This window comes from Quadrisphaera sp. DVD1 (genome assembly GCF_058932755.1).
This window is the reverse complement of the sequence record NZ_JBZYWI010000121.1, coordinates 1-9,648: the sequence shown is the minus strand read 5'-3', so window position 1 is coordinate 9,648 and position 9,648 is coordinate 1. Positions and strand designations below refer to the sequence as shown.

At 77.6% G+C, this 9,648-nt stretch carries 10 protein-coding genes and 1 pseudogene; 3 read left to right on the top strand and 8 right to left on the bottom strand.

Going from position 1 to position 9,648, the window contains the following annotated elements:
• Positions 1–111: 111 nt before the first annotated feature.
• On the top strand, positions 112–1,308 hold the full coding sequence (locus AC5FZL_RS12855; protein WP_493619206.1) for an MFS transporter: 1,197 nt from the start codon (positions 112–114) through the stop codon (positions 1,306–1,308).
• Between the two features lie 39 nt (positions 1,309–1,347).
• Here AC5FZL_RS12855 and AC5FZL_RS12850 read toward each other — a convergent pair whose 3' ends face one another.
• Positions 1,348–1,545, bottom strand: coding sequence for a hypothetical protein (locus AC5FZL_RS12850; protein WP_493619210.1), 198 nt, complete (start codon positions 1,543–1,545; stop codon positions 1,348–1,350).
• Positions 1,546–1,566: 21 nt separating this feature from the next.
• Here AC5FZL_RS12850 and AC5FZL_RS12845 point away from each other — a divergent pair.
• Positions 1,567–1,925: pseudogene (locus tag AC5FZL_RS12845) on the top strand (hypothetical protein).
• Between the two features lie 53 nt (positions 1,926–1,978).
• Here the strand turns inward: AC5FZL_RS12845 and alc are convergent.
• From alc to AC5FZL_RS12810, 7 genes are all read right to left on the bottom strand, one after another.
• A complete protein-coding gene (gene alc, locus AC5FZL_RS12840; protein ID WP_493619208.1) occupies positions 1,979–2,977 on the bottom strand; it encodes an allantoicase in 999 nt (332 codons plus the stop codon).
• A 122-nt stretch (positions 2,978–3,099) separates the two neighbouring features.
• Positions 3,100–4,503 (bottom strand): allantoinase AllB, encoded by a 1,404-nt coding sequence (gene allB / locus AC5FZL_RS12835; RefSeq protein WP_493619204.1) that lies wholly within the window; start codon positions 4,501–4,503, stop codon positions 3,100–3,102.
• A gap of 23 nt (positions 4,504–4,526) precedes the next feature.
• Positions 4,527–5,834 carry a DUF6986 family protein gene (locus tag AC5FZL_RS12830; RefSeq protein WP_493619202.1) on the bottom strand — a complete coding sequence of 436 codons (1,308 nt, stop codon included), beginning with the start codon at positions 5,832–5,834 and terminating at the stop codon, positions 4,527–4,529.
• On the bottom strand, positions 5,831–6,745 hold the full coding sequence (pucL, locus tag AC5FZL_RS12825; protein ID WP_493619200.1) for a factor-independent urate hydroxylase: 915 nt from the start codon (positions 6,743–6,745) through the stop codon (positions 5,831–5,833). The genes AC5FZL_RS12830 and pucL overlap by 4 nt, the downstream gene beginning before the upstream one ends.
• 4 nt (positions 6,746–6,749) lie before the next feature.
• On the bottom strand, positions 6,750–7,085 hold the full coding sequence (uraH, locus tag AC5FZL_RS12820) for a hydroxyisourate hydrolase (protein WP_493619198.1): 336 nt from the start codon (positions 7,083–7,085) through the stop codon (positions 6,750–6,752).
• Positions 7,076–7,603, bottom strand: a complete 528-nt coding sequence (gene uraD, locus AC5FZL_RS12815; protein ID WP_493619196.1) for a 2-oxo-4-hydroxy-4-carboxy-5-ureidoimidazoline decarboxylase — start codon at positions 7,601–7,603, stop codon at positions 7,076–7,078. The genes uraH and uraD overlap by 10 nt, the downstream gene beginning before the upstream one ends.
• Positions 7,604–7,657: 54 nt before the next feature.
• Positions 7,658–8,110 carry a MarR family winged helix-turn-helix transcriptional regulator gene (locus AC5FZL_RS12810; RefSeq protein ID WP_493619194.1) on the bottom strand — a complete coding sequence of 151 codons (453 nt, stop codon included), beginning with the start codon at positions 8,108–8,110 and terminating at the stop codon, positions 7,658–7,660.
• Between the two features lie 67 nt (positions 8,111–8,177).
• On the opposite strand from AC5FZL_RS12810, the gene AC5FZL_RS12805 reads away from it, so the two are divergent.
• A partial coding sequence (locus tag AC5FZL_RS12805; protein WP_493619192.1) for an efflux RND transporter permease subunit occupies positions 8,178–9,648 on the top strand: 1,471 nt, incomplete at its 3' end.

Here is a 9,648-nt window from a genome sequence, read left to right as displayed (position 1 = left end):
TCGGCAGCCCGGGGCGGGTTCCTGAGCCGACCGGCGCCCCCGGCCGCGGCGCTCACCCGACAGGGCGCCCCACCCCGTCGCCGCGCGGCACCCGGCATGCGGTAGTCATGGGTGGTGCACGGACGGTGGCGGAGGGTCGGGGCCCTGGCGGCCATCGTGGTGGGGGCCTTCTCGATGGTCACCGTGGAGCAGCTGCCGGTGGGCCTGCTCGGGCTGATGGCCGAGGACCTCGGCGAGTCCCGCAGCACCATCGGGCTGCTCGTCACCGCCTACGGGCTCGTCGTCGCCGTGGTCTCGGTGCCGCTGACGCACCTCGTCCAGGGGGTGCCGCGGCGCCTGCTGCTGTCGGGGCTGCTCGCGGTGTTCGTGGTCTCCACCGCCGCCTCGGCGCTGGCCCCCGGCTACGGCCTGCTGCTGGCGGCGCGGCTCGTCACGGCGGTCGCCCAGGCGGTGTTCTGGGCGGTCGCGGCCGTGACGGCGTCCGGGCTGTTCTCCCCCGCCGCCCGGTCCCGCGTGATCGGCCTGGTCCTCGGTGGCGGGTCGATGGCGCCGGTGCTCGGCGTGCCGGCCGCCACCTGGGTCGGGGAGCAGAGCACCTGGCGGGCCGCGTTCCTGGCGGTCACCGCCCTCGGCGTGGTGGCCATGGTCGCCACCGCGGCCCTGGTGCCGAGCACGCGCGCCGGGCAGGGCCACGCCTCGCGCGGCACCGCGCCGGACGCGCGCCGCTACTGGGTCATCCTCGTCGTCACCGCGCTGGGGATCACCGGGTCGTTCACCTCCTACACGTACATCACGGCGTTCCTCGTCGACGTCGCCGGCTTCGCCCGCGCGTCCATGAGCGGGGTGCTCGTGGCGCTGGGGATCGCCGGGGTGCTCGGCACGGCCGTCGTCGCCGTGGTCGCCGGGCGGCACCCGCGCGCCGCCCTCGTCGGCTCGGTGGCCCTGCTGGCGGCGTCGCTGCTGGCGCTGAACCTCTTCGGCACCTCCCCCGCGGTGGCCGTGGTGCTCGCGTCGGTGTCCTCCTTCGCCGCCGCGGCCCTGCCGCCGGCGATGGTCAACCAGGTGCTCACCGTCGCCCCGGGCAGCACCGACGTCGCCTCGGCCGGGCACGGCTCGGCGTTCAACCTCGGCATCGCCGCCGGCGCCCTCGTCGGCGGCTGGGTGCTCGCCGGGGCGGGCGCCCGCGAGGTGCCCCTCGTCGCCGCGGCGCTGACGGCGCTGGCGCTCGTGGTGCTCGTCGCCGAGCCGCTGCTGCGCACCCGCTCCGGCCGCCGCGACGTCGCCGTCGCCGTCGCCGTTCGGCGCTGAGCCGTCCGCCCGCGGACACGGCCGGCTGCCGCGGTGGTGTCAGCGCCGAGCTGCCGCCTCTGCGCGGTGCAGCCAGTCGACGAGCAGGCCTCGTTCGGCGTCGTTCAGCCCGGGCAGCTGCGGCGCCATGGCGCGGAAGGCGACGACCGTGGCAGCGGTCGCCTGCTCCGCCGGAGCCGCTGCACCGGCCGACCTCGCGTCCCCGACGAGCACGGCGGCCATCACGGCGTCCCCCATCGAGGCGGCCAGCCCGGACCGCTGTTCGACTGGTCGTCCAACGGCGACGTCCCGCTGGACGAGACCGGCGAGGTGAGGGTGTCGCAGACGTCCTACGACTGCATCCGGCCGTACTGGGACCAGATCGGGGTGACGATCGTCGGCCGCCACGTCTTCGACCTGACGGACGGCTGGGACGGGAGGCCCCCGGGCGGGATCGACCACGTGGTCGTCGTGACGCACCGGCCGGAGCCCGAGGGCTGGGACCCCGAGGCGCCGTCGTGCTCGGGTCCGGCAAGCGCTACTTCGGGTCGGTCCACGCGCAGCACCTGCTGGAGGGTCCCGACGTGGTGGTCCGGGGCGACCGGGTGCTCCACCTGCGCTACCGGGTGCGGCGCTGACCGGTCCCTCGTGACGACGCGCACCGCTCCCGCACCGAGCGCCCGCGCCGCCGTCAGGGGCGGGTGTCCTCCCAGCGCTGGCGCACCAGGGCCGCGCCGTCGGCGTCCAGCTCGCCCCAGAGCCGCAGGCGCGACATCCCGCCGTCGGGGTGCGCCTCGAGCAGCAGGTGCGTCAGGGCCGGCGCCTGCGGCACCGCGAGGACGTGCCGGGTGTCGGGCTGGGGGCGCAGGTCCAGCAGCTCGCGCCAGGAGGTGCCCTGCGCGTCGGCGGCCGAGCGGGTGTCGGTGCCCAGCAGCCGCACCCGCCCCGGGGCGTTGCCGACGAAGAAGGACGTGTCCACCTCCACCCGGCGCACCCGACCCGGCGCGGCCAGGGAGAAGAGCACCCAGTCGTGCCCGCCGTCGCGGCGCCGGGCGTTCTCCCAGCCGTCGGCCATGGACGCCGCGCGGCCGGGCTGGAGCAGGTGCGCGGCGGTGCCGTAGAACTCGTTCGAGGCCTGCACGACGGCGCCGCCGAGCTCGGCGGCCAGGAGGTCGATCGTGCCGGTGAGCAGCTCGGGGTCGGGCACCGGGCGCCCGTGCACCCGCAGGCGGGCCACCCCGCCGTCGGGGTGGATCGTCAGGCGCACGTGGGTCCAGCGCCGCGCGTCGGCGACCTCTAAGGTGTTCACCGCGTCGCCGGTGAGGTCCGAGCGGGGCACCAGGGTGGTCCAGGCGGCGGGGTCGAGGGCGGCGAGCTCGTCGGTGCTGGGGTAGCCGGGCAGCCACGCCGCCTCCACCGAGGCGTGCGGGGGGTAGTTGCCGCGGAACCACGCGGTGTCCACGTGCACCCGCTCCACGACGCCGGGAGTGGCCAGGCGGACGACCACCCAGTCCACGCCGGGCGTGCGCCGGCGCCGGGTCTCCCAGCCGTCGTAGACCTTGCCCCGGGCGTCGTAGGCGGCCGGGTCGTGCGCGGCCGGGTGCGGCAGGATCAGGTTGGCGGCGTCGGCGAAGAACTGGTCGTTGCAGGCCACGACCGTGGCACCGAGCACCCGCCCGGCGAGGTCGATCGCCTCCCCCGCGCCCAGCTGCTGCTCGGGGCCGAGCGGCTGGAACGGCGCGCTGCTGGCGCTGGCCCCTCCGCCCGCCCCGGGCTGCTGGCCACCGGCCGCGCCCCCGCCGGGTCCGGCGCTCACGCCGCGCCGCCGGCGGCGTGCAGGAGGGCGCCTCGGGGGGTGGTGCCGTCCACCCGCTGACCGCGCAGCCAGGTCGAGCGGACCACCCCGCGCAGCCGGGCTCCGGCGTAGGGGGTGACCGGGTGGCGGTGGGCCAGGGCTGCGGGGTCGACCACGAACTCCTCCTCGGGGGCCAGCACGGCGAGGTCGGCGTCGGCGCCGACGCCCAAGCATCCCTTGCGCCCGCTCAGGCCGAGCCGGGCGGCCGGTGCGGCGGACATCCAGCCCACCACCTCTGCCAGCGGCACGCCCCGGGCGCGGGCCGCCGTCCACACCACCGGCAGCCCGAGCTGCACCGACGCGATGCCGCCCCAGGCGGTGGTGAAGTCGCCGGTGGCGGGGTCCTTCAGCTCGGGGGTGCACGGGGAGTGGTCGGAGACGACGGAGTCGAGGACGCCGTCGCGCAGCGCCCGCCACAGCGCCTCGCGGGTGCGGGCGTCGCGCACCGGCGGGCAGCACTTGAACTCCGTGGCGCCGGCCGGCACGGCGTCCGCGTCGAGGACGAGGTAGTGGGGGCAGGTCTCGGCGGTCACCGCCAGGCCCCGCGCCCGGGCCCCGGCCAGCAGCGGCAGGGCGGTCGCGCTGGCCAGGTGGACGACGTGCACGCGCCCGCCGGTGGCGCGGGCGGCCGCGACGACCATCGCCACGGCGGCGTCCTCGGCGGCGGCCGGGCGGGTGGCGAGGAAGGTCGCGAACGCGCGCGGGTCGGCGCCGGGCTCGTGCGCGGTGCGCTCGGCGTCGGCCAGGACGCCGGGGTCCTCGGCGTGCACGAGCAGCGGGGCGCCGAGGCGGTGCAGCTCGGCGAGCGCCTCGCGCAGCTGGTCGGCGTCGACGTGGCCGAACTCGGGCACCCCCGACGGCGCGGTGAAGCACTTGGCGCCGAACACGCCCGCCGCCACGAGCCCGGCCAGCTCGGGGGTGTTGCCCGGCACGACGCCGCCCCAGAACCCGGTGTCGACGTGCACCCGCCCGCGCGCGGCGTCGTGCTTGGCGCGCAGCCCGGCCACGGTGGTGGTGGGCGGCACGGAGTTCAGCGGCATGTCGACGACCGTCGTGACCCCGCCCAGGGCCGCCGCGCGGGTCGCCGAGTCGAACCCCTCCCAGGCCGTGCGGCCGGGCTCGTTGACGTGCACGTGCGCGTCGACCAGACCGGGCAGGAGCACCTCGTCGTCGGCGAGGTCGAGCACGCGGTCGGCGTCCAGGCGGGCCGCGGCCGGGTCGTCGGCGTCGGCGAGGACGGCGATCCGCCCGCCCGCCACCCCGAGGACGACGGCGCGCTCGCCCTCGGGGGTGATCGCCCGGGGTGCGCGCACCAGCAGGTCGAGCCCGCTCGCGCGACCCTCCGCGCGGCTGGACCTCATGCCACCCTCCGCGCGGCTGGACCTCATGCCACCCTCCGGGCGGCCAGGGACGCCAGCCGGGCGGCGTCCACCCCGCTGCGCGCGCTCACCTCGTCGGCGTCGAGGGCGCCCGCGGCGATGCCGCGCACGAGCAGCGCGGCCATCGCCTGGGCGGTGGCGGGCTCGTCGACTGCGCCGGAGCCGGCGTCGGCCGTGGTGGCGCCGCTGCCGGCGGCCCAGCCGCCCAGCCGGCGCAGCGCCTCGGGGGCCTGGGCGCGGTAGAAGGCGAGCGTCACGAGGTGGCGGGTGACGAGGTGGCCCGGGTGCAGGTCCCAGCCCTGGGGCAGGCCGCGCTCCAGCGCCCGGCGCACCAGGCGGGCGTGCAGCGCCCACGCCGCGCGTACCTGCTCGCCGCTGCCGGACGGCACGACGTTGGTCGAGCCGTCGCTGACCGCGACCCCGGTGCCGGCGGCGGCGAGCTGCAGCACCGCCTTGGCGTGGTCGGCGAGCGGGTGCTCCAGGGACTGGGCGCCGGGCGGCACCGCGCACGCCGCGGTGAAGTCGTAGGTGCCGAAGTGCAGGCCGGTGCAGCGCCCGCCGGCGGCCTCGAGCACCTCCGCCACGGCGGCGGTGCCGGTGGCGGAGACCACGAGCGCCGGCACCTCCACCTGCACCTCGACGTCCAGCCAGCCGGCGGGGAGGCCGTGCGCGACCTCGAGGGCGTCGACGGCCCGCACGAACGCCCGCACCTGGGCCGGGGCGCTGACCTTGGCCAGGGTGACCACCGCGCGCGCCGGCACCGCGCCCTCCCCGCGGGCCGCGGCCGCGACGAGCCCGGCCAGCACGAGGTCGAGCGAGCGCAGGGACCGGTGGCGGGTGGCGGCCTCCATGGAGCGCACCCGCACCCCGGCCAGCGCCGGGGCCGCCGGCGCCCCCGGCAGGGCCAGGGCCGCGAGCACCGCCCCGGCGGCGGCGGCGTCGGCGTCCTCGACGGCGTCCGGGCGGGGGCCGTACCCGTCCTCGAGGTCCAGGCGCAGGTCCTGCACCGGGCGGCTGGTCAGCACGGCCTGCAGCGCCGGCCAGGCGTCCTCGACCACCGCGGGCGCCAGGCCCGTCGCGGCCGCGAGCGCGGCGGGGTCCGGGGCGTGCTCGGCGAGGAGGTCCAGGGCGGCGCGGCCCCACGCGGCCGGGGTGCCGGCGTCCGCGGCGTCGGCGGGCACGTAGGCGGTGTGCACGGGGGGCACCGGCCCGCCGCCGGGGTAGCGGGCGGCGAGCGCCGCGTCGAGGCCGGCGAGCTCGGCGTCCAGCGCCGCGACGAGCGCGGGGTCCAGCCGCGGCTGCGGAGCGCTCACCCGGCGGCCGCGGGCGGGGTGCTGGGGGCGCGCGCGACGGTGCCCTCGATCAGCCCGTAGGGCCGGTCGGCGGCGTGGTAGACGGCGTCGGGGTTGTCGAGCCCGAAGGGGCTCAGGTCGACGAGGAAGTGGTGCTTGTTCGGCATGACGAGGCTGACCTCCTCGACCTCGGGGTGGGCGTCGAGCGCCGCGCTGGCCATCGCGTGGAGGGTCTGCTGCAGGGCGAGGCTGTGGTGGCCGCCGAACGCGGTCACCAGCGCGGACCGCACCCCGGTCCACAGCGCCCCGAAGTCGAGGCCCTCCCCGTGCGCGCCGTCGCGGTAGCGCCAGGTGGCGGTGACCGAGGTGGCCAGGATGCGGTCGTCGGTCTCGGGCAGGGTGGTGAAGCGGTCGCGCGGGAAGCCGGCGAACTCCGAGCCGGTGGTCTTGAGGACCACGAGCCCGCGCAGACCGCCGTGGAGCACCGCGGCGCCGTCGCGCTGCAGGACGAGGGAGGCGGTGCGCACCTCGCCCCCGCCGCCGACGAAGGCGTGGTCGGCGGCGTTCCCGCCGCTCTCGCCGATCCGCGTCCAGCCGTGCTCGACGACGGCGATCTCGGCGGCGGTGGCCGCCGGGGAGGTCTGCAGCAGGTGGCGGGCCAGGACGCCGGCGAAGTCCTCGGGCTCGCCCACTCCCTGCTCGCGCGCCAGGCCGTAGACGGCGTTCTTCTGGGAGTCCGTCGGCAGCACCGCCGAGTTGTCGCCGGCCGTGTAGGCGGCGCTGAAGTCGCCGCGCAGGGCGGTCGAGACGGTGAGGTCGCGCAGCTCGTGGCGCGGGGAGGACCGGTCGACGTGGACGAGGCGCACCTCGGCCTTGCCGTAGCGGTCGAAGACCAGCCGGTGCTCGGAGGACTGCGGCGGCGTCTGGGCCATCGGGTCAGCTCCCGCGGTAGGTGGTGTAGCCGAAGGGGGACAGCAGCAGCGGCACGTGGAGCCGCTCGGTGGGCTCGGGCACCGCGAGCACGACCGAGACCAGCGGGTACAGGCCGGTGCGGCCCTGCGCCGCGTCGTGGCCGCCGGTGTCGAAGACCACCCGGTAGGTGCCCGGGGGCACGACGCCGTCGAGGAGCAGCGCGCGCCCGTCGGCGTCGGTCACCGCCGCCCCGAGCTGCTCCCAGACGCCGGCCGTGGCGCCGGTGCGCTCCAGCAGGACGCCGACGCCGGCCCCCGGCTCCCCGAGCGCGGTGTCCAGGACGTGCGTGCTCAGGCCCACGGCGCCGCCTCCCCCAGCAGGGACGACAGGCGGCCCAGCGCGATCTCGGCCAGCTCCCCGCGGGCGACGGCCACCTCGGTGGCCGGGTCGTGCCGCAGGCGCTGCTCCAGGGCGGCGAGGACCTCCTCGGCGCTGCGCCCGGCGGCGCGGACGAGGAAGACGTGCCCGAAGCGGGCCTCGTAGGCGGCGTTGCCGGCCGCCAGCCGGGCCGCGGTGGTGGTGCCGGCGTCGACCCCGGCCTGCTCGCGCCGGGAGAAGGCCGCGCTCGCCCCCTCCCCTGTCGGCCGCTCGCCGATCCGCGGGTGGGCGTGCAGCGCGGCGAGGACCTCGGCGTCGGGCAGCGCGCGGGCGGCAGCCTCCGCCGCGGCGAGCAGCGCGCGGGCGTCCGGGTACGGCGCGCCGGCGAGGACGGCGTCCACCCACGCGGGCGAGCCCAGGCACGCGGCGAGGTCGGCCGCGGTGGGAGCCGGGGCGGTGGTCCCAGGCCTCAGCAGCGAGGGGGGCGGGGCAGCGGGCACCCGCGGAGGCTATCGCCGCGCGGCTCCGCAGCGGGGGTCCCGACGGCGATCCGCCTACCGGCGCTCGGCCTCGCGCTCGACGACGGCCCGCACGGCCGCGAGACCGCGCACGAGGGCCCGCAGGTCCTCGACGTCGAGCTGGCGCAGGAGGTGGTCGCTCATCGCCCGGCCGGCGTCGGCGAGCTCGCGCACCGTCCGCGCGCCGGCCTCGGTGAGGGCGACCCGGCGCACGCGCCGGTCGGCGGGGTCCTCGGTGCGCTCGACCACGCCGTGCTCGACGAGCCGGTCGACCAGGCCGCTCGTGGTCGCGGTGGACACGCCGAGCCCCTCCGCCAGGGCGTGGCCGGTGAGCGGCCCCTCCAGGTCGACGAGGAGCACGGCGCGCAGCTGCTGCATGGTCAGCGCCGTGCTCATCAGCGGCGCGCAGCGCTGGCGGGCGGCGGCCCGATGGACCGCCAGCTGGTGCTCGGCGGCCTCGGCGGCGAGCGCGGCGACCTCGTCGTCCACGGCGACTCCTCGTCTCAGGCGAACTGTTAGCCTCACACTAATCACTTCGCCCCGGAGGCCCCTCCCCGTGTCTGCCCTCACCCGCTTCAGCCTGGCCAACCGCGCGCTCATCGCGCTGGTCACGCTCGTCGCCGTCGGCGCCGGCCTCTTCTCGGCCGGGTCGCTGCGCCAGGAGCTCATCCCCTCCCTCCAGCTGCCCCTGGCCGCGGTCGTCACGAGCTACCCCGGGGCCAGCCCTCAGGTGGTCGAGCAGCAGGTCACGGACGTCGTGGAGTCCGCCGTCGGCGGCGTCCCCGGCCTCGAGGGCACGACGTCCACGAGCAGCAGCGGGCTGTCGGTGGTCACCGTGGAGCTGGAGTACGGCACCGGCCTGACCAGCGCGCAGCAGGACGTCCAGTCGGCCGTCACCCGCGCGGAGCGGCTCCTGCCCGAGGACGCGGACGCGCAGGTGATCACCGGCAGCATCGAGGACCTGCCCGTCGTGCAGCTCGCCGCCACCGGCGGCGCGAGCGAGGAGGAGCTGGCCGCCCGCCTGCGCGACGTCGTCGTGCCGGCGCTGGAGGACGTGGACGGCGTCCGCTCGGTCGCGCTGTCGGGCACCCGCGCCGACGTGGTGACCCTCGACGTCGACCCCGCCGCCCTCGCCGCCGCCGGCCTGGGCCCCGAGGCCATCACCACGGCCCTGACCAGCAACGGCGTGGTCGTGCCGGCCGGCTCGCTGACCACCGGCGGCCGCACGCTCGACGTCCAGGTCGGGCAGCAGCTGACCTCCGCCGAGGACGTCGCGGCCCTGCCCGTGGCGCCCGGCACCCTGCTCTCCGACGTCGCGAGCGTGACCAGCGCCCCCGCGGCCGCCACCTCCGTCACCCGCACCGACGGCGAGCCCAGCATCGGCGTGGCCGTCACCAAGCGGCCGGACGGCAACACCGTCGAGGTCTCCGCGCAGGTCGCCGCGCTGGTGCCCGACCTGGAGGAGGCGCTCGGCCCCGACGCCGCGCTCACCGTCGTCTTCGACCAGGCTCCGTTCATCGAGCAGTCGGTCGAGGACCTCACCGTCGAGGGCCTGCTCGGCCTGGGCTTCGCGATCCTCGTCATCCTCGTCTTCCTGCTCTCGGTGCGCTCCACGCTGGTCACGGCGGTGTCGATCCCGCTGTCCCTGCTCATCGCCCTGATCGCCCTGCGGGGAGGGGGCTACACCCTCAACCTGCTCACGCTCTCGGCGCTGACCGTCTCGATCGGCCGCGTGGTCGACGACGCGATCGTCGTCGTGGAGAACATCAAGCGGCACCTCGACGCCGGCGAGGCCAAGAGCACCGCGATCTCCCGCGGCACGCGCGAGGTCGCCGCTGCGATCACCGCCTCGACCGCGACCACGGTCGCGGTCTTCCTCCCCCTGGCGGTGGTCAGCGGGGCCGCCGGCGAGCTGTTCCGCCCGTTCGCCGTCACCATCGCGGTCGCCCTCGTCGGCTCCCTGCTGGTGGCGCTGACCATCGTCCCGGTCCTGTCGTGGTGGTTCCTGCGCGACCGCGGCCCGCGCA